The organism is Mixta tenebrionis, from assembly GCF_006517625.1.
In the GTDB taxonomy this organism is placed as follows: Bacteria; Pseudomonadota; Gammaproteobacteria; order Enterobacterales; family Enterobacteriaceae; genus Mixta; species Mixta tenebrionis.
In genome coordinates this window covers 318871-338445 of sequence record NZ_VHQI01000003.1, presented here as the reverse complement: position 1 = coordinate 338445, position 19575 = coordinate 318871, and the positions used below count along the sequence as shown (strand labels likewise).

The following is a 19575-nucleotide window of genomic DNA, read 5'->3' as shown; positions in this document are numbered from 1 at the left end:
GATATGTGTGACATCAGCCTATCAACAACTGACCCGGACTTTTCAGCGCCTGGCGCGCTTTGGTCATCTTTCCGCCATCGCCGGCTGGGATATGCAAACCATGATGCCGCCGGCCGGTAGCCAGGCGCGCGGCGAAGCGCTGGCGGAGCTGAGCGTGTTGCAGCATCAGATCCTGACCGACAGCCGTATGGAGGCCTGGCTGGAGGCGGCGCAGCAGGAAGCGCTGAACGATGTGGAACAGGCCAATCTGCTGGAGATGCGGCGCGCCTGGCAGCAGGCGGCGCTGCTGCCCGCCGCGCTGGTGGAGGCTAAATCCATTGCCGGTTCGCGCTGCGAACACGCCTGGCGCCAGCAGCGTCCGGCTAATGACTGGCAGGGCTTCGCCGCCAATCTGCAGGAGGTGGTGCGTCTCAGCCGCGAAGAAGCGGAAATCCGCGCGCAGGCCGCCGGCTGCTCACGCTATGACGCCCTGCTCGATCTCTACGAACCGGGCATGACCAGCGCACAGCTGGACGCCACCTTCGGCGATCTGCTTCAGTGGCTGCCCGATCTGCTGGAGCGGGTGGTGGCCAAACAGGCGGCGGAACCGGTAGATATGCCGCTGGGGCCGTTTCCCGTCGCGGCGCAGCGCCAGCTTGGCCTGCAGCTGATGAAACTGCTCGGCTTTGATTTCAACGCCGGACGGCTTGACGTCAGCGCCCATCCCTTCTGCGGCGGCGTACCGGAAGATGTACGCATCACCACGCGCTATAACGAAAATGAGTTCGTCAGCGCCATGATGGGCGTGATCCATGAAACCGGGCACGCCTGCTACGAGCAAAATCTGCCGAAAACCTGGCGCGGACAGCCGGTGGCGCTGGCGCGCTCCACCGCCATTCATGAATCGCAGAGCCTGTTTTTTGAAATGCAGCTGGCGCGCAGCGCGCCGTTTCTGCAACATATCCTGCCGCTGGTCAGCGCGCAGATGGGCGAACAGCCAGCGCTGACGCCCGGTAACTTTGTGCGCCTGAATCAGCGGGTGAAACGCGGCTTTATTCGCGTCGATGCCGATGAAGTCAGCTATCCGCTGCACGTTATTCTGCGTTATGAGATTGAGCGGGCGCTGATCGGCGGCGATATCGAGGTAGAGGATATTCCGGCGCTGTGGGATGAAAAAATGCAGCGCTATCTGGGGCTGGATACCCAGGGTAACTATCGCGACGGCTGTATGCAGGATATCCACTGGACCGACGGCGCCTTCGGCTATTTCCCTACCTATACGCTGGGCGCGATGTATGCGGCGCAGCTGTTCCAGGCGGTCAGGCGCGCTCTGCCGCAGCTGGACAAACAGATTGCCGCCGGCGAACTACAGCCGATTTTCGACTGGCTGTCACAGAACATCTGGCGTCACGGCAGCCGCTTCCCTACGGCGCAGCTGATCGCGCAGGCAAGCGGCGAAGATCTGAATCCGCAGCATTTCCGCCGCCATCTGGAACAGCGCTACCTGTAAGCATGCCAGCCGGCCTGCCGCCTGGCGCGGGCCGGTTTCCCCATGCTGTACATTCGGTTACACGCCGATACCAATCACTCACGGAAAGCCCCGACGCCTTTCTTTATAGTCTCTTCACCAGCCCCGCAGTGGGCTAATACATGAAGAAACATTCGAGGGTTTTGCGATGAAAAAATTATTTGCTCTGGTTGTCGCCGCTGCTATGGGCCTCTCTTCAGTTGCCTTTGCCGCTGAGACCGCCGCGGCCCCGGCCACCGCGCCTGCCGCCGCCACAGCCGCTGCGCCGGTAAAAACTCAGCATAAAGTGATGCATCATAAACATAAGAAAGCCGTAGCCCAGAAAGCGCAGGCGGCGAAAAAGCATCATAAAAAGGCTGCTAAACCGGCAGAACAGAAAGCCCAGGCCGCCAAAAAGCATCATAAAGCCGCCGCTAAACCGGTAGCGCAGAAAGCCCAGGCGGCGAAAAAGCACCATAAAGCCGCCGCTAAGCCGGTAGCGCAGAAAGCCCAGGCGGCGAAAAAGCACCATAAAGCCGCCGCTAAGCCGGTAGCGCAGAAAGCCCAGGCGGCGAAAAAGCACCATAAAGCCGCCGCTAAGCCGGTAGCGCAGAAAGCCCAGGCGGCGAAAAAGCATCACAAAAAAACCGTTAACGCCGCCGCCAAATAATCGCAGGGGCGCGCTCCTGAATCATTGCCTGTGAACGCCCGGATTTCCGGGCGTTTTTTCCTGGAGTAGCGGAAATGGTACGTCGCTATCGTTTCGAAATAATCCTTGCCGTGATGATACTCTGTGGCGTTATTGCGGCCTGCTTCTATATTTGATGCCGTAGCGTACTGATATTCCGGATTAAACTCCCTTTTTTGCTGCTCACCGACTATAGTTAACGCCTGACGCGTGTTAACCCTTTATTCTTATCATTCTCCCCTTTTTTTGAGAGAGATATGCGCATAACGGCTGTGTTAGTAGTGGGTTTATTCTGTTTTCCCTTTTTTACCCATGCGGATGATGGCGGCGATGATGACGGCCTCAGCCCGGAAGAGATGCAGACCCTGTTCTTTGGCCATGACGATCGTAAGCCGGTCGCTGCCGCAGCCAGCATGCCCTGGGAAGCCATCGGCCAGCTGGAAACCGAAAGCGGCAATCTCTGTAGCGCAACGCTCATCTCTACGCACCTGGCGCTGACCGCCGGTCATTGTCTGGTGACGCCGCCGGGCCGCGCCGATAAGCCGGTAGCGCTGCGCTTTATCGCCGGCGACGGCGGCTGGCGCTATGAAATTCATGATATTCAGGCGCGGGTTAATTCCAGTCTGGGGAAGAAACTGAAGGCTGACGGCGACGGCTGGATTGTGCCGCCGGCGGCGGCCCCTTTCGATTACGGCCTGATTGTACTGCGCAACCCGCCTTCCGGCATTACGCCGGTGCCGCTGTTTGCCGGTTCGCGCAGCGATCTGACCGCCGCGCTGAAGGACAGCGGACGTAAGGTTACCCAGGCAGGCTACCCGGAAGATCATCTGGATGCGCTCTGGTCGCACAGCGACTGCCTGATTACCGGCTGGGCGCAGCGTTCGGTGCTGTCGCACCAGTGCGACACCCTGCCTGGCGACAGCGGATCGCCGCTGCTGCTGCAAACTGACGAAGGCTGGCGGCTGATTGCGGTGCAAAGTTCAGCGCCGGCGGCAGCGGATCGCTGGCGCGCCGATAACCGGGCGATTGCCGTCACCGCTTTTCGTGATGATTTAGCAGCGCTGGCCGCAGAGTAACGCTGCGGCCAGCGGGCATCAGGCGGCGATCTGCTCCATCGCCTGCAGGATGCGCTTATCGGAGATGGGATAAGGGGTGCCAAGCTGCTGGGCGAAATAGCTGACGCGCAGCTCTTCGATCATCCAGCGGATCTCCTGCACATCTTCATCGTCGCGGCGCGCGGGCGGCAGCTTGTTCAGCCAGCTCTGCCATGCCTGCTGCACCTGCTCTACCTTCAGCATCCGCGCCCGATCGCTGTGCGGATCGACCGGCAGTTTCTCCAGCCGTCGCTCAATCGCCTGTAAATAACGCAGCGTATCGGGCAGCCGCTTCCAGCCGTTCTGCGTAACAAAGCCGCGGTAGACCAGGCCGCTCATTTGCGCCTTAATATCGGACAGCCCCAGCGCCATCGTCATATCCACGCGCCCTTTCAGCCGCTTGTTGATATTGAACACCGCCGTCAGGATCTGCTCCACCAGCTTAGCGATTTCCACCACGGTATCGTTCAGCCCGGCGCGCACCCGGTCGTGCAGCTGCTGAAAATCCGCTTCCTTCCAGGCCGGGCCGCCATTTTCCGCCATCAGCTTATCGATACCGCAGCTGATGCAGTCGTCAATCAGCTCCAGCACCTTGCCGTAGGGATTAAAGTAAAGCCCCAGCTTGGCCTTGTTCGGCAGCTTTTCGTGCAGATATTTAATCGGCGAGGGGATATTCAGCAACAGCAAACGCCGCTGGCCGCGCCACATCATTTTTTGCTGCTCGTGCTGGCTGTCAAACAGCCGGATCGCCACGCTATCCTTCTCATCCACCAGCGCCGGCCAGGCCTTAACGCTGTAGTTACCGCGCTTTTGCTCAAACTGCGCGGGCAGATCGCCAAAGCTCCAGATATGCAGGCCGCTCTGTTCCAGCCCGTCATCAGCCACCTTCGACAGCGTCTCCTGCACTTTATCCTTCAGCGACGCCTTCAGCGCGGCAAGATCCTTGCCCTCTTTCAGCTTGCGATTATGCTCGTCCAGCACGCGGAACGTCATTTTCAGGTGATCGGGCACCTGATCCCACTGCCAGGCCTCACGGTCAATCGTCACGCCGGTCATACGGCGGAACTCGCGCTCCAGCGCGTCCAGCAACGGCGTTTCGCTATCGCTCACCCGACCTAAAAACGCCTCGGCGTAGTTCGGCGCAGGAACGAAATTCCGCCGCACCGGTTTCGGCAGCGACTTAATCAGCGCCACCACCAGCTCGCGGCGCAATCCGGGGATCTGCCACTCAAAGCCGCGTTCCTCAACCTGGTTCAGCAGCGGCAGCGGAATATGTACGGTAACGCCATCCGCATCCGCGCCCGGCTCAAACTGATAGCTGAGGCGCAGCTTAAGGTTGCCCTGATGCCAGAAGTTGGGATAGTCCAGCTTGCTGACGCTGTCGGCGCCCTGCTTAATCAGCATCTCTTTATCGAAACTGAGCAGATCGGGCGTCTGCTGGCTCACCTTTTTCCACCAGCTGTCAAAGTGGCGGGCGGAAACCACCTCGTGCCCTATGCGGCTGTCGTAAAAGGCGAACAGCGTTTCATCATCCACCAGAATATCGCGGCGGCGCGTTTTATGTTCCAGATCCTCTACTTCGCTGCGCAGTTTCTGGTTGGCTTTAAAAAAGGCGTGCCGGGTTTGCCAGTCGCCTTCCACCAGCGCATGGCGGATAAACAATTCGCGCGACAGCGCCGGATCGATGTGGCTGTAGTTAACCTTGCGCGCGCTGACGATCGGCAGGCCGTACAGCGTCACTTTTTCCATCGCCATCACCGCACCCTGCGCTTTCTCCCAGTGCGGCTCGCTGTAGCTGCGCTTCAGCAGATGCTGAGCGAGCGGCTCGATCCATTCCGGATCGAGGCGCGCGGCGATACGTCCCCACAGACGGCTGGTCTCTACCAGCTCCGCCACCATGGTCCACTTCGGCGGCTTTTTAAACAGCGCCGAACCGGGGAAGATGGAAAAACGGGCGTTGCGCGCGCCGCTGTACTCCTGCTTCTCGGCATCTTTCAGGCCGATATGGGAAAGCAGGCCGGTCAGCAGCGCGGTATGGATCTCGCGGTAAGGCGCCGGTTCGCTGTTAACCGGCATCCCGAGTTCACGCACCACCTGGCGCAGCTGGGTATAAATATCCTGCCATTCGCGCACGCGCAGATAGTTGAGGTAATCGCTTTTGCACTGGCGGCGGAAGGCGTTGCCGGAGAGCGCTTTTTGCTGCTCCTGCAGATAGTTCCACAGGTTAACGAAGGCGATAAAGTCCGACTCTTTATCAGCGAAGCGACGATGTTTCTCATCCGCCGCCTGCTGTTTTTCCACCGGACGCTCGCGCGGATCCTGAATCGACAGCGCCGCGACGATGATCATTACCTCACGCACGCAGCCATACTTTTGCGCTTCCAGCACCATACGCGCCAGGCGCGGATCGACCGGCAGCAGCGCCAGCTGGCGTCCCGACGGCGTCAGGCGATAGCGCCCGTGCTCCTCTTCGCTGATGGCGCCCAGCTCTTCCAGCAACCGCACGCCATCCTGAATGTTGCGCTTATCCGGCGCCTCGACAAAAGGAAAGGCGCTGATATCGCCGAGGCCGAGCGCCGTCATCTGCAAAATGACCGAGGCCAGGTTGGTGCGCAGAATTTCCGGATCGGTAAATTCCGGGCGGCTTAAGAAATCCTCTTCGGAATAGAGGCGGATACAGATACCTTCGGAAACGCGCCCGCAGCGCCCTTTACGCTGGTTGGCCGAGGCCTGCGATACCGGCTCGATCGGCAAACGCTGTACCTTGGTGCGATAGCTGTAGCGGCTGATACGCGCGGTACCGGGATCGATAACATATTTGATGCCGGGCACCGTCAGCGAGGTTTCCGCAACGTTGGTCGCCAGTACGATGCGCCGCCCGCTGTGCGCCTGAAAGACGCGGTTCTGCTCGGCGTTCGACAGGCGCGCGTAGAGCGGCAGGATCTCCGTATGCGGCAGATCGCGCTTGCTCAGGGCATCGGCGGTATCGCGGATTTCACGCTCGCCGCTCATAAAAATCAGGATATCGCCATTGCTCTCCTGCCCCAGCTCATCGACCGCGTCGAAAATCGCCTGTAGCTGATCGCGATCGCTGTCGTCCACGTCGTTGACTACCGGACGATAGCGCACCTCAACCGGATAAGTGCGGCCTGAAACCTCAATCACCGGCGCATTATTGAAGTGACGCGAAAAACGCTGCGGATCGATGGTCGCCGAGGTGATGATGAGTTTCAGATCGGGACGACGCGGCAGCAGCTCGCGCAGGTAACCAAGCAGGAAATCGATATTCAGGCTGCGCTCGTGCGCCTCATCGATGATGATGGTGTCATACTGCATCAGCAGGCGATCCTGCTGAATTTCCGCCAGCAAAATACCGTCGGTCATTAGCTTGATCTGGGTGCTGTCGCTGACCTGATCGTTAAAGCGCACCTTATAGCCGACGCAGCCGCCGAGCGAGGTTTCCAGCTCATCGGCAATGCGGTTCGCCACGGTGCGCGCCGCCAGACGCCGCGGCTGAGTATGGCCAATCAGCCCTTTTACGCCGCGTCCCAGCGTCAGGCAAATTTTAGGCAGCTGGGTAGTTTTACCGGAGCCGGTTTCCCCGGCGACGATCACTACCTGATGATCGCGGATCGCCTCGGCGATCTGCTGCTGTTTCTGGCTGACCGGCAGATTTTCCGGAAAGCGAATGGCGGGCATCGCCGCCTGGCGCTGTTGCAAACGCTGCTCCGCCAGCGCGAACTCTTTTTCCAGCTCTTCAGCAATGCCCTGCTGCGCGGCAGGATTTTTCACTTTTTTCGCGCCGTGCAGACGGCGCTGCAACCGCTGGCGATCGCGCAGCGTAACCTGATTCAGCCGCGCCCAGAAAGGCGACAGCGGCGATGCGTTTGATTCCACAGACATAGTTATTACCTTTTTAACGCGGCGGCTTGTGTTGGCTGTTATGGCCGCCGCGCGGCCGGCGTGCGCCGACATTGCGTTCATTTATTGCGGCTTATCTTACCACAGGCGCTACAGCCAGCGATGGCTCCCCTGCGCTTGTTCAATAATTTCGAACATTGGACTCGAAATATTACGCTATCACTGCGGCCGTAAACTCCCTACAGTGTAAGCCATTGAGCAGACAGAGTTCCCTATTAGCAGACAGGAAAAAATCATGAGCAAAGTATTAGTTTTAAAATCAAGCATTCTTGCGGGTTATTCACAGTCAGGCCAGCTGGCGGACTTTTATGTCGACCAGGCGAAAGCCAACGGTGACCAGGTAACGGTACGCGACCTGGCAGCAGAGCCGATTCCGGTACTGGACGGCGAGCTGGTAGGCGCGCTGCGTCCGTCCGATGCCGCCCTGACGCCGCGTCAGCAGGAAGCGCTGGCGCTGTCGGATGCGCTGATTGCGGAACTGAACGCGCACGATGTGATTGTTATTGCGGCGCCGATGTACAATTTCAATATCCCGACCCAGCTGAAAAACTACTTTGATCTGATCGCCCGCGCCGGCGTGACCTTCCGCTACACTGAAGCGGGCCCGGAAGGCCTGGTGAAAGGCAAACGCGCGGTGATTATCTCCAGCCGCGGCGGCATTCATAAAGATACCCCGACCGATCTGCTGACCCCGTATGTTCAGCTGTTCCTCGGCTTTATCGGCATTACCGACGTTAACTTCGTCTTCGCGGAAGGCATCGCCTACGGTCCGGAAGTGGCGACTAAAGCCACCGCCGAAGCCAAAGAGACGCTGGCGCAGCTGGCTGGCGCCTGATTAATCTCGCTGGTCGCCGCGGCGCGGCCAGCGCTACTTTTTTACCCACTGCCCGTTAATGCCGAGCACATACTCTCCCTGCCCGGCACGCTGCACCAGCTTCTCCCCCGCGATGCGCGCCACCTCTGCCGTGGTTAAGCGATTACGCTGAGCAATTTGCCGGTAATGCTCTTCACGTCCCTGATTGATCTGTTTTACCAGCGCCAGCGTCTCTTTATCCTGCTGACGCGGCGCCAGATAGCCGTTAAGCGTTTCGCCCACGCGCCCCTGGCGGCGCGCCTCATCCAGCGTCAGCGCCTGCGCCTGGTGCGCTACCAGCGCCGCCAGCAGCAAGAATTTGGCCCAGCCTTTCATCATGCCTCCGCTCAGAAGAGATTGCTTTGGTTCTTAAGCAGCGCTTCCACATCCTTATCAACCTTGATATGGATCTCGTGCTCGATTTTTACGTTCATATTGATGGTGATCGGTTCTTCAGGCGCGGCAACCTCAATGCGCGGTACGCAGCCGACCAGCATGCCGCAGCAGACCAGCAGCAGCCGATTAGTTTTCATGGGTCGATCCCTTCTGTGACGGCAGAGCAACGTTCTGCTCTACCCAGGATTGCAAATTATCGCCGAAGCGCAGGCTGCGCCACAGCTGAAACAGATTTTCCTGATGGCGATAGCTGAGGTTAACCTGCTGCTCGCGGTTGCTGAAGCGGCTGGTGCCGTTGACCTGCGCCTGCATCGTCAGATCGCCGATGGCATTGAGATCAAGCGTGGCCCAGCTGCGCGAAATTTCCATATAGCGCAGCCAGTCCAGCGCGGCGCCGGTAGCGATATTATTTTTAGCGATGGCGTCCGCCATCTGCTTATCCAGCCGCAGCGTCAGGCCGCCGCTGTTGGCGATCCAGCCATCCTTCACCAGCCAGGGCGAGTGATTCAGCCACAGCGGCAGCTCGCCGTTAATACGCCCGGAGAGCGCAACCTGTTTTACCTTAAGCGCGGTGATTAACTCGCTCAGGCTGATATTGTTCAGGCGCACAACCGCCGCCTGATGCTGGGGCAGGCGCAGCTGCGGCATCGTCAGGCTGCCATCCAGCAGCGCTATATTGACGTTACTCAGGGTTAACGGCGAGCGTTCGTCCCACGGCCAGCTGCCCTGCAGATCCGCCGTCACCGCGCTAAGCGGAAACTGGCTGTTGATGGTGCTGATGCGCAGCGATACCGGCCCGTGAGTGCCGAGATACCAGCGGCTTTGGCGCAGACGAAAAGGTAGTGAAAAGTCGATCCCCTGCACGCTGTTGTCCGGCGTCCAGACGGCGCCGTCCTGCACCACCCAGTGTCCGCCGGCGGTAAAGCCCTGCGCGTCGGAGGCGGAGAAGGCCACCTGCGCGCGCAGCCAGCCGTCGGCGATCCTGATTTTCAGATCGGGATCGAGCAGCGGCTGGAATACCGTCAACGACTGGCGCGGCCACCAGGCCTGCCCGCGCAGGCGCTCGCCGTCCCAGCGCCCGTTAACGCGTACCGGGCCGATCTCGCCGGCGCGCAAATCGCCGTTAAGCAGAAAATGGCCGGGATCGCTGCCCTGCAGCGCAAGCTGTAAACGGGAGGGCGGCAGCCAGCCGCCGCTGCTGAAACGCGTTTCGCCCGCCTCAAGCGTCAGGCTGCCGGCAAAAGCGTTTGCGGCGGCGGCGCGCTGCCAGACCAGCGGCTGCGCCAGCCGCAGCCGCGGCTGGCTGACGGTCGCCATGCCATAGTGCAGCCGATCGAAACCGGTAGAGAGCGTATCGAGCGTTATGGCGCTATCCTGCCAGCTGCCGGTGCCCATGCCGTCCCAGCGCGCCGCCAGCGGCGCCAGGTAGCCGTTGCCCCAGTAGCGCCAGGTCCAGCGCCCGCTGTCGGGCCAGAAGTTCGCGGCGCGCCCGTCAAGATGTAAGGTAAAGCGCCCGCGGCTGGCGTCATGCGCGCGCAGGATCGCCTGCAGGCGCCCGTTGATGCCGGATGAAGAGAGCGTAATCCCGGCCAGCGGCCAGCGCGCCTCATCCACCTCCAGCGTGGAGAGCAGCCGCCCGCGCATCCGCAATAGCGCGCCGGGTGCGATCCGCAGCTGCGGATCGAGCAGCGAGCCGTTTAACGTGCCGGGCAAGGCGGCATAAAATTGCAGCGCGGCCAGTTTGCTTTCGCCCGTAAGACGCAGCGGCAGCATGCTGTCAGTAAGAGAGAGATGACCCGGCCCCAGCGTCAGCACCACGTTGCCTTTGCCGCCGCGCCCCTGCGTCAGCATATTCATGCGCCCGGCAATTTCCATTGCCTCCAGCCCCTGCTGCCAGTGGTTCAGCGACAGCGCCACGCCGCCCGCCAGCGGCTGTGCAGCCCATGGCCAGCGCCAGCGGCCTGCGGTAATCGCGATCTGCTGCGGCGTTGCCTGCCAGGGCAGCTCCAGCAGCGGCGATTCCTCATCGATTTGATGCAGCGCCAGTTTTCCCTGTTTCTGCTGCCAGTCGAGAGTCAGACGCAGCGGATGCGGCAGCTGCGCGAGGATAAAATCCCCGCTCAGCTGCCCGCGCTCCGGCACGCCAGCGGCAAACGGCGCCAGCGTCAGTTCACCATGCAGGCTAACCGGCTGGCTGAACATCGGCGCCTGCGCCGTCAGCTGACGCAGCCTCAGGCGCTGCCCCTGTAGATCGGCCCTGAACTGAAGATTATCGCCCTGATAAGCGATGCGCTGTACATCCCGATCGAGCGCCAGACGCAGCGCGCCGGCCCAGCTCTGATAAGGGTTAACAATTAACTGTTGTACGGCGACATCGGCTGGCGGCAGCAGCGCCTGCCACTGCGTCAGGGTGCGCGGAGCGCTGGCATCGCGGCTGTCGCTGGCGGCCAGCCGGCTCAGGCAGGCGCTGTCCAGCGTCAGACGCCGCGCGCCGGCCTGCCAGCGCGCATCGCGGTAGCCTAAGGTTAACTCATCAGCGCTTGCCAGCGCGCAGTCGCCGGCCAGGTAACGCACCGCCGGAAAATGGAGCTTGCCCTGTCGCCAGCGCGGCGCGGCGTCAAGCGCAATACGCGTACCTTGCGGCAGCCAGATTCCCGCCAGACGCGGCAGCCAGTGCGTCACGCTTAGCAGCAGCGCCAGCACCAGCAGAACCAGCGTCAGCAGCGAAGCTAAAGCGAAAAACAAGCGCCGACGCATTGCCATGACCGTCCCGTCCTGAAAAATATTCCGGCGGCTATGATGGCACGATCGCCAGGCCGGGTGAAGATTTCCCAGTGCTTTTCTCGCCGCGGCTGAATTCAGACGGACGATTCGCGAAACTGCCGGCAGATTCCTGGTTACGCCTCCTGGCTGTCAGTCTAGAATAGAGGGAGAAGACAATAAGGAGACGATAATGAAACTTGCGGTCTACAGCACTAAACAGTACGACAAGAAATATCTTGATCACGTCAACCAGCATTTTGGTTTCGCGATCGAATATTTCGATTTCTTGCTTACTGAGCGAACGGCGATCAACGCCGTTAACTGCGAAGCCGTATGTATTTTTGTTAATGATGACGCCAGCCGCCCGGTGCTGGAAATTCTTAGCGCCCAGGGTGTTAAAATTATCGCGCTGCGCTGCGCCGGTTTTAATAATGTCGATTTGGCGGCGGCGAAAGAGCTGGGCATCAAAGTGGTGCGCGTACCGGCCTACTCGCCGGAGGCCGTGGCGGAACATGCGGTAGGCATCATGATGACGCTTAATCGCCGTATTCATCGCGCCTATCAGCGTACCCGCGACGCCAACTTTTCGCTGGAAGGGCTGATCGGTTTTAACATGCACGGCCGTACCGCCGGCGTTATCGGCACCGGCAAGATCAGCATTGCCACGCTGCGTATTCTGAAAGGCTTTGGTATGCGTCTGCTGGCGTTCGATCCCTGGCCTAACCCGCAGGCGCTGGAGCTGGGGGCGGAGTATGTCGATATCAAAACGCTGTTTAAAGAATCTGATGTAATTACGCTGCACTGCCCGCTGACGCCGGAAAATCATCACCTGCTGGATGCCAGCGCGTTCAGCCAGATGAAGGATGGCGTGATGATTATTAACACCAGCCGCGGCGGCCTGATCGACTCTCAGGCGGCGATCGATGCGTTAAAACAGCAGAAAATCGGTTCGCTGGGAATGGACGTGTATGAAAATGAGCGCGATCTGTTCTTTGAGGATAAGTCTAACGATGTGATCCAGGATGACGTTTTCCGCCGGCTTTCCGCCTGCCATAACGTGCTGTTTACCGGCCATCAGGCGTTTTTAACCGCCGAGGCGTTAACCGCTATTTCAGAAACCACCCTTTCCAATCTGCAGCAGCTGGAGAAAGGCGAAGCCTGCCCGAACGAGGTTAACTGATAAGTAACGCGGACGCGCCTGGCGCGTCCGCATCAGAAACGTGCGCAGCTGCCGCTTTCCAGCGCGCTTTCGCTACAGCGTCGTCCATTCGCTAACTGACACATGCCTACGCTGCTGCCGTCGAGCTGACGAGAAAAGGCCAGCGTGCCGCCAGCGCTGGCGCAGTTACTTTCCGCCAGTGAGGACATGGATACTCTGGGCTGAACGTGTGCGGCGGTGGCCTGCTGCGGCGGTTCGCTGTCGTCGCTGCTGCTGCATGCGGCAAGCAACAGCGCTGCGCCGGCAAGCAGAAAGGTGGCTGCTTTCATATGTCGGACTCTCATCAAAGAAAATAAAGGCGCTGCCAGCATAAGTGACGTTTATCGATGCGTCGAGATATGAAACAACTTTTTACTTAATTTTTCGATGACAAAGTCACCAGGAAAACTCTCGTTTCGCTTACGGAATGCACTGAAACTGCCCTCTGTTGTCCGCCTGGCGGCTCTGAACGTATTTATCTGGACACTACCCGGCGCAATCCGCTACTGGGCAAAGCGTGCCTTCCGCGTTATACGGAAGGCAGCGCAAATTACACCGGGATTAACGTTTCGGTATTATCAAACGATACCCAGGACGAATTTGCCTCCGTGCCTAACGAGTAGTAATAGCGTGGTTTATTATCTGCATCATAGGCGATAACGGTTTTTCCTATAGATTTATTAACCGTATTAATTTTAGCGGTTAAGGATTTTAGCTGAGCCAGAGAGTAGACGAAACCACTATTGATTCCCTCATTATTACTAAACACCCACTCTATTTCTGGCACATCGCCACTGGTCGCTACGCTTGAGGAGCCCGATGAGTCCGTTTTGCCATAGCGCAGAGACAGCGCCCCTGCAGAATTAAGATTATAGCAATTGCTTATGATAAACAATTCTTTAATATCGCGCAGGTTTACGGCATATTTATTGGCCCCAAAACCGGTACCGGTAATACGTACCATAGCAAGCTCAAACAGGCTCATGGCGTAATCATTGGTTCCCACATCAACAATACTTTGGTTAATAAACAGCTTTCCGCCGCTACCGCCCTGAATAAGGATCCCACTAGCCGTGCCATTACCCACTAACCGACATCCGCTGAGTAACAGATGATTATAATCCGCCGTGACCCCTTTAATTTGATTAGCAAACCCTTCGGCATAACAATTGTTCAAATGTAAATCTTCCGCCGGTACCAGATCAAAAGCGTTGTTGCTTTCATCGCCTTTATTGCGCATGGAAACCTGTAGCGTGAGTTTATGTTCTCCCGCCACCGTGGAGGAGCGGGTAAGAATAACCCCGGCCCCAGAGGAACCTTCCTCCATCAATACAACTGAACGGATATTGACATGGCTTGACCAGTTCTGGATACAAATGGCCCCATGTTTCGGCTTCCAGCTGGCGCCCGCAGCCTGCCCGCTGGGGCGCGTATATTTGATGGTATTTTCGGCAATAACATTAGTACACATGATGTAAGCTTCTCCCCACCATGTGGCCCCGCCAATGGAAATATTGCCGATAGAAACGCCGTTACTGATGCCTTCAAAAGCGAAATGGCGGCGAAAAGATCCCCAGGCCAGATTATTGGTCATAATCGTATGCTGCGCATCAAACTCAGGGCGACCGTCGTTTGAGGTAACCGGCGCTTCAGCATGAAAAGCAATACGGCCATCGGTGCCCTCCTTGCACGAGGCGTAATTACCATCAATTACGGTTCCCGATCCCCAAATGCTGACCGCATCACCCCGATCCTCACGCCCGACGCCAATACAATCAAAAAAGTAATTTCCCAGAATACGCGAGCCGTGTGCGCGGTAGGTTGAGTCAGCAATGACCGCATTAACCTGATTGGTCATGGTACAGCCCTGAACCAGACAGAAATCTGCCTGAATATCTACGGTACCCTGGCGTCCGCCCCCATCTCTGGGTTCAGCATCGCTTTTCAATAATAAAGGATTGGTTGAAATAAGGTTTAAGATTTTACTGCGCGGATGTTTCAGGGCAATCATCGATTGCGTAGCCATATTATTGCCAATTGGCCTGATTTCTCCGGTTTCTGTGCCCTCAATAATTTGATCGTCGAACCTGGTTTGAATTTGTCCGGCAAGATTAACAACAGTATCAATAATAATATAGGTGGTTCTGTTTAATAATTCCTGAATGGCTTGCGTATGATCCGTTGTGAAATCGTCAGGGCCATCTACTCTGATATTTAACGACGATGTGGAAACTGACATAGGAATCCTCTCTATTTTATAAAATAAACAGACCTATTTACCTGGCGTACCCCAACCAGCCTATTGAGATTAACACAACGATCTTTTTTTAATGATTAATTTTTAATTTTTTAAAATTGCCGTATTAATTTTAGCGCCACAAATTAATAAAGCCTCTACTTTTCCTCACCTAAGTAAATTCTTATAAGATTTTTTCCACTCAGAAAAATCCATTGTTTTATAATAACGAATATTTGAAGCCGGAAGTATGAAAGCTTATTACCCTTATTTTCGCTCGCCGGCGCCAGAGTGGATTACAGCATCATCCGGTCTCACTGAAAGTGAGTATGTCGATTTTATGCTTACGGCAAAGCGGAGCGGAAAACGTACGCTTCGCTGTTCGCATTGACGCCTGATGGGAGACAGCGGTAAAACGTGCTGGCATTCGGCGACGTAATCCGTACCATACGCGCCATACTTATGCATGCTGGTTAATGGGCTTATCCGCCATTTATCGCACGCCTGACGGGGCGCAAGAACACGCATTTCGCCCTTGATACGCCCCTTTGGTTTCTGAGACAAAAAAATGCAAGAAAATCAATCAACAAACAAAAAAGAACAGTACAACCTGAACAAGCTACAAAAGCGTTTACGCCGCAACGTGGGCGAAGCCATCGCCGATTTCAATATGATTGAAGAAGGCGATCGCATTATGGTCTGTCTGTCTGGCGGTAAAGACAGCTATACCCTGCTGGAGATTTTGCGTAATTTACAGCAAAGCGCGCCGGTTAATTTTTCGCTGATTGCGGTTAACCTCGATCAGAAACAGCCTGGTTTCCCTGAACATGTGCTGCCGCAGTATCTGGAATCGATTGGCGTTGAGTATAAAATCGTCGAAGAAAACACCTACGGCATCGTTAAAGATAAAATCCCGGAAGGAAAAACCACCTGTTCGCTCTGTTCACGCCTGCGCCGCGGCATTCTTTACCGCACCGCAACGGAACTGGGTTGCACCAAAATCGCGCTGGGCCACCACCGCGACGATATTCTACAAACGCTGTTTTTAAATATGTTTTACGGCGGGAAAATGAAAGGAATGCCGCCGAAGCTGATGAGCGACGACGGTAAGCATATTGTAATCCGCCCGCTGGCCTATTGCCGGGAGAAAGATATCGAACGCTTCGCCATTGCGCGTCAGTACCCAATTATCCCCTGCAACCTGTGCGGCTCGCAGCCCAACCTGCAGCGTCAGGTTATCGCCGAGATGCTGCGCGACTGGGATAAGCGCTATCCGGGGCGCATTGAGACGATGTTCAGCGCCATGCAAAACGTGGTGCCTTCCCACCTGGCCGATACCGCGCTGTTTGATTTCAAAGGTATTCAGCACGGCAGCGAGGTGGTGGACGGCGGCGATCTCGCTTTCGATCGCGAAACGCTGCCGCTGCAGCCGGTTGGCTGGCGCCAGGAAGAAGATGAGCCTGCCGCAGGCGAGCGCCTGGAGATCATCGAAATAAAATAAGCGGCTGGCCGCCACCCTGAGAAGTCAGGGATGGCGGCTCTGATCAATGTTTCATATGGGGCGGTGGATCGATAATCGGGTCTGGGTTCGGCGCGGGATCGGGCTGCGGTTGCGGTTGCGGCTGCGGTATCGGCTCAGGAATGGGAACCGGATCGGTAGGTACAGGATCGGAAGCGGAAATCTGGCTGGGCGTCCACATCGTTCGCATAATGTTTCTCCTCTGCTGGATCATTAAGCATAGAAGAAGATATAACTGCTGGCGAAGCGGCAAAAAAAAAGCCGGCCTGAAGGCCGGCGTCGTACGAATCAATTGTGCTATGCAGTAATTCAAAAAAAGGAAGTAAGACAATATGGAGCGCAACGCCCATCGCTTGACGTTGCATTCACCTGCGGGAGAGAGTTTGCCCCAGCCATGTATAATGTTTATTGATGCCGATCAGCTTTTTTTCGCTTTCCAGCGCCCCTGGTTCCAGTATTTATAACCACTTACGTTTATGCAACCACAGGGCAACTCCGCCCACCAGCAACACTAACATCAGACAAAATATTGCAAAACCATAGCGACTGCCGCCGCCGGGAATGCCGCCCAGATTGACGCCAAACAGGCCGGTAAGAAAAGTAGTAGGCAGAAAAATCATTGCCAGCAGCGACATTGTATAGGTACGCCGGTTCATCGCTTCCGCCATTACCGAAGCGATCTCATCAGCCAGTACGGCGGTACGCGCGACGCTGGCGTCAAGATCGTCCAGCCCCCGCCCCAGCCTGTCGGCGATCTCCTGCATCCGCCGCCGCTCACTATCATCCATCCAGCCCAGCTTTTCACTTGCCAGCCGCGCGTAAACATCACGCTGCGGAGCCATATAGCGCCGCATAACAATCAGCTGTTTGCGCAGCAGCGCCAGCTCGCCGCGCGCCGGTACGCTTTGATCCATCAGCGCATCTTCCAGCTCAATAATTTTATCCTGTAGATCCTCAATAAATTCGCTGGCGTGATCGGTCAGCACGTCGCACAGCTCAACCAGCCAGCTGCCGCCGTCAACCGGGCCGTTGCCGTTTTGCAGCTCGCTCAGCACCTCATCAACGGCGTACACCTTACGGCGGCGGGTTGAAACAATCAGTTTATCGTTGATAAATACCCGAATGGCGACCAGCTGATCGGGGCGCGAATCGCTGTTCAGGTTGACGCTGCGCAGCGTGATCATAAAGCCGTCCCCCAGCCTACTTACGCGCGGGCGCAGGCTGTCGCCCGCCAGCGCATCGCGCACGCTATCCGGAATCAGCGGCGTTGAGCTCAGCCATTCGGCGCTTTGCTTATGGGTATAGTTGAGGTGCAGCCAGCAGGGGCGCTCGCAGTGAATCACATCTTTATCTTCGATCGGGATCAGCCCGCCCTGTCCATCAAGCTGACAGGCGATAATGGCGTCTGAAACCTGTAACGCTTTGCCTTCAATGACCTTCACGTCATGCCTCTTAAGCCGCAGAATCAATACGATACAGTCTAGCCTGCCGCCAGGCAGAAGCAATCCTTCTGCCGTTATCGGAAGACAGACAACACGGGAAAAGTGCAACAGAACGCGACGCGCGTCTTACGGAGAAAATGGAAAACGCCCCGGACTTCAGGGCGCAAAATGAGCGGCAGGATGCGGCAAGCAAGCACCGAAGCCGCCCAGTGCTTCAGTGCTTCAGTGCTTCAGTGCTTCAGTGCTTCAGTGCTTCAGTGCTTCACAATATAAAGCTGCCGGCTATAGGCGACATCTTCCGGGTTATTAATCGGATAACCCTTCACCCACGGTTTGATTAAGCGCGCATTGGTGTATTGGTAAATCGGCGCTATCGGCGCCTGTTGCTCAATAATCTGCTCGGCGCGGTTATAGTCTTCGTTACGCGCCTGCACATCATTTTCCCTGCTTGCCTGCGCCAGCACCGCATCATATTCCGCATTCTGGAAGCGGGCGATATTACCGCTGTGGCTGGAGGTCAGCAGGCTCAGAAAGGTTGACGGCTCATTGTAATCGCCTATCCAGGAGGCGCGAATAACGTCAAACCTGCCGCTGTTGCGGCTGTCGATATAGGTTTTCCACTCCTGGTTCTGTAATTTAACCTCCACGCCGAGATTTTTTTTCCACATTGAGGCCACGGCGATAGCAATCTTTTGATGATTTTCGGAAGAGTTGTACAGCAGCGTCAAACGCAGCGGCTTAGTCGGCCCATAGCCCGCCGCCGCCAGCAACGCTTTCGCCTGGGTATTCAGCTCTTCCTGCCCGTGCTGCTGTAAGAAAGAAGGTTTGGGCTGAAAGCCTGCCGTCACGTCAGGGGTAAAATGCCAGGCGGGTTTTTCACCGGCGCCAAGCACCTTTTCCGCAATAATACGTCGGTCAATGCTCCATGAGAGCGCCTGACGTACGCGCGCATCGGCGGTCGGCCCCTGCTGCGTATTAAACGCATAGTAGTAGGTGCCCAGCTGATCGGGCGTATAGACTTCGCCCGGCAGCGTTTTTTTCAGCATGGCATACAGGTTCTTGGGAAAGGATTCGGTGATATCAATATCACCGGCGCGATAGCGTTTGGTGGCGCTGGATTCTTCATTAATCGGCAGGAAGGTAACCTGGTTAATGACCGAGTGCGCGTTGTCCCAGTAGTGATTGTTGCGCACCAGCACAATTTTTTCATTTACTACGCGATCCTGTAGCCGATAGGCGCCGTTGCCAACCAGATGTCCCGGCTTCGTCCAGCCGTCGCCCCACTGTTCAATCGCCTGATGCGGAACGGGATAGAGACTGACGTGCGCCGTCAGGCTGGGAAACCAGGCTACCGGACGTTCAAGCGTCACTTTAAGGTGATAATTATCCAGCGCGGTGACGCCCAGGCTTTCCGGCGGCAGATGTCCCTGGTTAATGGCTTCCGCATTCTGGATCGCCGCCAGCCCGGCAAACCAGGCAAACGGCGAAGCGTTTTTACTCTCCACCAGCCGCTGCCAGCTGTAAACAAAATCATGCGCGGTTACCGGTTCGCCATCGGACCAGCGAGCATCCTGCCGCAGGGTGAAGATCCAGCTTTGGTTATCGTTGCTCTGCCAGCTAAGCGCAACGCCGGGCACGACTTTTCCTTCCGCATCCTGGTTGGTCAACCCCTCAAAGAGATCGCGCAGCACCTGAATTTCCGGCAGGCCTACCGCTTTAATCGGATCGAGCGAGGCGGGTTCATCTTTGATATGCCGTACGATTTGCTGACGCTCGGCCAGCTGCACGCCCGGCGGCACCTCTGCCGCCTGCGCCGCAGAAGTCAGGGTCGCCAGCGAAAAGGCCACCAACGTAATGCGAAATGATTTCATCTTGTCCTACCTTTAATGCTGCCGGAGTGGCAAAAGCGTGACGGAGGCTTATGCTAACCGGCACCTTAACGCAAATAATTGATCCTGAACCAGCTTTTTCACTATTTG

General features: G+C 57.1%; 16 protein-coding genes and 1 pseudogene. 8 read left to right on the top strand and 9 right to left on the bottom strand.

Annotated features, from left to right (window positions below; all coding sequences use genetic code 11):
- Nucleotides 1-7 precede the first annotated feature (7 nt).
- The 4 genes from FKM52_RS07135 (at nt 8) to FKM52_RS07125 (ending at nt 3250) form a co-directional block, all read left to right on the top strand.
- Entirely contained in the window at nt 8-1489 is a 1482-nt protein-coding gene (locus tag FKM52_RS07135; protein ID WP_141175499.1) for a carboxypeptidase M32, read from the top strand.
- A 166-nt stretch (nt 1490-1655) separates the two neighbouring features.
- Complete coding sequence (gene asr, locus FKM52_RS07130; protein ID WP_141175498.1) at nt 1656-2156, top strand: acid resistance repetitive basic protein Asr; 501 nt, start codon at nt 1656-1658, stop codon at nt 2154-2156.
- Between the two features lie 74 nt (nt 2157-2230).
- A complete protein-coding gene (ydgU, locus tag FKM52_RS22275; RefSeq protein ID WP_465264266.1) occupies nt 2231-2311 on the top strand; it encodes a small membrane protein YdgU in 81 nt (26 codons plus the stop codon).
- 120 nt (nt 2312-2431) lie between these two features.
- Complete coding sequence (locus FKM52_RS07125; RefSeq protein WP_141175497.1) at nt 2432-3250, top strand: trypsin-like serine peptidase; 819 nt, start codon at nt 2432-2434, stop codon at nt 3248-3250.
- Between the two features lie 18 nt (nt 3251-3268).
- Here FKM52_RS07125 and hrpA read toward each other — a convergent pair whose 3' ends face one another.
- Nucleotides 3269-7171: an ATP-dependent RNA helicase HrpA gene (hrpA, locus tag FKM52_RS07120; protein WP_141175496.1), complete on the bottom strand. Its 3903-nt coding sequence runs from the start codon at nt 7169-7171 to the stop codon at nt 3269-3271.
- 253 nt (nt 7172-7424) lie between these two features.
- On the opposite strand from hrpA, the gene FKM52_RS07115 reads away from it, so the two are divergent.
- Complete coding sequence (locus tag FKM52_RS07115) at nt 7425-8024, top strand: FMN-dependent NADH-azoreductase (protein WP_141175495.1); 600 nt, start codon at nt 7425-7427, stop codon at nt 8022-8024.
- Nucleotides 8025-8057: 33 nt separating this feature from the next.
- Here the strand turns inward: FKM52_RS07115 and FKM52_RS07110 are convergent, their stop codons facing one another.
- From FKM52_RS07110 to FKM52_RS07100, 3 genes are read right to left on the bottom strand one after another with little or no spacing between them, the layout of a single operon-like run.
- A complete protein-coding gene (locus FKM52_RS07110) occupies nt 8058-8378 on the bottom strand; it encodes a YdbL family probable chaperone protein (RefSeq protein WP_141175591.1) in 321 nt (106 codons plus the stop codon).
- A gap of 11 nt (nt 8379-8389) precedes the next feature.
- Nucleotides 8390-8575 (bottom strand): YnbE family lipoprotein, encoded by a 186-nt coding sequence (locus FKM52_RS07105; protein WP_141175494.1) that lies wholly within the window; start codon nt 8573-8575, stop codon nt 8390-8392.
- The gene (locus tag FKM52_RS07100; RefSeq protein ID WP_141175493.1) at nt 8565-11201 is read right to left on the bottom strand and encodes a YdbH family protein; all 2637 of its coding nucleotides are present in this window, start codon (nt 11199-11201) and stop codon (nt 8565-8567) included. The genes FKM52_RS07105 and FKM52_RS07100 overlap by 11 nt, the downstream gene beginning before the upstream one ends.
- Before the next feature lie 190 nt (nt 11202-11391).
- On the opposite strand from FKM52_RS07100, the gene FKM52_RS07095 reads away from it, so the two are divergent.
- Nucleotides 11392-12381 (top strand): 2-hydroxyacid dehydrogenase, encoded by a 990-nt coding sequence (locus tag FKM52_RS07095; protein ID WP_141175492.1) that lies wholly within the window; start codon nt 11392-11394, stop codon nt 12379-12381.
- A 32-nt stretch (nt 12382-12413) separates the two neighbouring features.
- On the opposite strand, the gene FKM52_RS07090 is transcribed toward FKM52_RS07095, so the two are convergent.
- Both FKM52_RS07090 and FKM52_RS07085 read right to left on the bottom strand, forming a co-directional pair.
- On the bottom strand, nt 12414-12689 hold the full coding sequence (locus FKM52_RS07090; protein ID WP_141175491.1) for a putative hemolysin: 276 nt from the start codon (nt 12687-12689) through the stop codon (nt 12414-12416).
- Between the two features lie 260 nt (nt 12690-12949).
- A complete protein-coding gene (locus FKM52_RS07085) occupies nt 12950-14638 on the bottom strand; it encodes a hypothetical protein (RefSeq protein WP_141175490.1) in 1689 nt (562 codons plus the stop codon).
- Between the two features lie 395 nt (nt 14639-15033).
- Here FKM52_RS07085 and FKM52_RS21940 point away from each other — a divergent pair.
- Both FKM52_RS21940 and ttcA read left to right on the top strand, forming a co-directional pair.
- Nucleotides 15034-15126, top strand: a pseudogene (locus FKM52_RS21940) (site-specific integrase); the annotation flags it as partial.
- Nucleotides 15127-15203: 77 nt separating this feature from the next.
- Complete coding sequence (gene ttcA / locus FKM52_RS07075) at nt 15204-16136, top strand: tRNA 2-thiocytidine(32) synthetase TtcA (protein ID WP_141175489.1); 933 nt, start codon at nt 15204-15206, stop codon at nt 16134-16136.
- Between the two features lie 43 nt (nt 16137-16179).
- Here ttcA and ynaL read toward each other — a convergent pair whose 3' ends face one another.
- The 3 genes from ynaL to FKM52_RS07065 all read right to left on the bottom strand — a co-directional run bounded on the left by ynaL (nt 16180) and on the right by FKM52_RS07065 (nt 19467).
- Complete coding sequence (gene ynaL / locus FKM52_RS21665) at nt 16180-16344, bottom strand: proline-rich small protein YnaL (protein WP_181407905.1); 165 nt, start codon at nt 16342-16344, stop codon at nt 16180-16182.
- Nucleotides 16345-16612: 268 nt separating this feature from the next.
- Nucleotides 16613-17596 (bottom strand): zinc transporter ZntB, encoded by a 984-nt coding sequence (zntB, locus tag FKM52_RS07070; RefSeq protein ID WP_141175488.1) that lies wholly within the window; start codon nt 17594-17596, stop codon nt 16613-16615.
- Between the two features lie 254 nt (nt 17597-17850).
- On the bottom strand, nt 17851-19467 hold the full coding sequence (locus FKM52_RS07065; RefSeq protein WP_141175487.1) for a peptide ABC transporter substrate-binding protein: 1617 nt from the start codon (nt 19465-19467) through the stop codon (nt 17851-17853).
- Between the last annotated feature and the right edge of the window lie 108 nt (nt 19468-19575).

Coding starts and splice junctions, on each gene's coding strand:
- asr (WP_141175498.1), top strand. CDS start 1,656: ATGAAAAAATTATTTGCTCTGGTTGTCGCCGCTGCTATGGGCCTCTCT.
- ydgU (WP_465264266.1), top strand. CDS start 2,231: ATGGTACGTCGCTATCGTTTCGAAATAATCCTTGCCGTGATGATACTC.
- FKM52_RS07125 (WP_141175497.1), top strand. CDS start 2,432: ATGCGCATAACGGCTGTGTTAGTAGTGGGTTTATTCTGTTTTCCCTTT.
- hrpA (WP_141175496.1), bottom strand. CDS start 7,171: ATGTCTGTGGAATCAAACGCATCGCCGCTGTCGCCTTTCTGGGCGCGG.
- FKM52_RS07115 (WP_141175495.1), top strand. CDS start 7,425: ATGAGCAAAGTATTAGTTTTAAAATCAAGCATTCTTGCGGGTTATTCA.
- FKM52_RS07110 (WP_141175591.1), bottom strand. CDS start 8,378: ATGAAAGGCTGGGCCAAATTCTTGCTGCTGGCGGCGCTGGTAGCGCAC.
- FKM52_RS07105 (WP_141175494.1), bottom strand. CDS start 8,575: ATGAAAACTAATCGGCTGCTGCTGGTCTGCTGCGGCATGCTGGTCGGC.
- FKM52_RS07100 (WP_141175493.1), bottom strand. CDS start 11,201: ATGGCAATGCGTCGGCGCTTGTTTTTCGCTTTAGCTTCGCTGCTGACG.
- FKM52_RS07095 (WP_141175492.1), top strand. CDS start 11,392: ATGAAACTTGCGGTCTACAGCACTAAACAGTACGACAAGAAATATCTT.
- FKM52_RS07090 (WP_141175491.1), bottom strand. CDS start 12,689: ATGAAAGCAGCCACCTTTCTGCTTGCCGGCGCAGCGCTGTTGCTTGCC.
- FKM52_RS07085 (WP_141175490.1), bottom strand. CDS start 14,638: ATGTCAGTTTCCACATCGTCGTTAAATATCAGAGTAGATGGCCCTGAC.
- ttcA (WP_141175489.1), top strand. CDS start 15,204: ATGCAAGAAAATCAATCAACAAACAAAAAAGAACAGTACAACCTGAAC.
- ynaL (WP_181407905.1), bottom strand. CDS start 16,344: ATGCGAACGATGTGGACGCCCAGCCAGATTTCCGCTTCCGATCCTGTA.
- FKM52_RS07065 (WP_141175487.1), bottom strand. CDS start 19,467: ATGAAATCATTTCGCATTACGTTGGTGGCCTTTTCGCTGGCGACCCTG.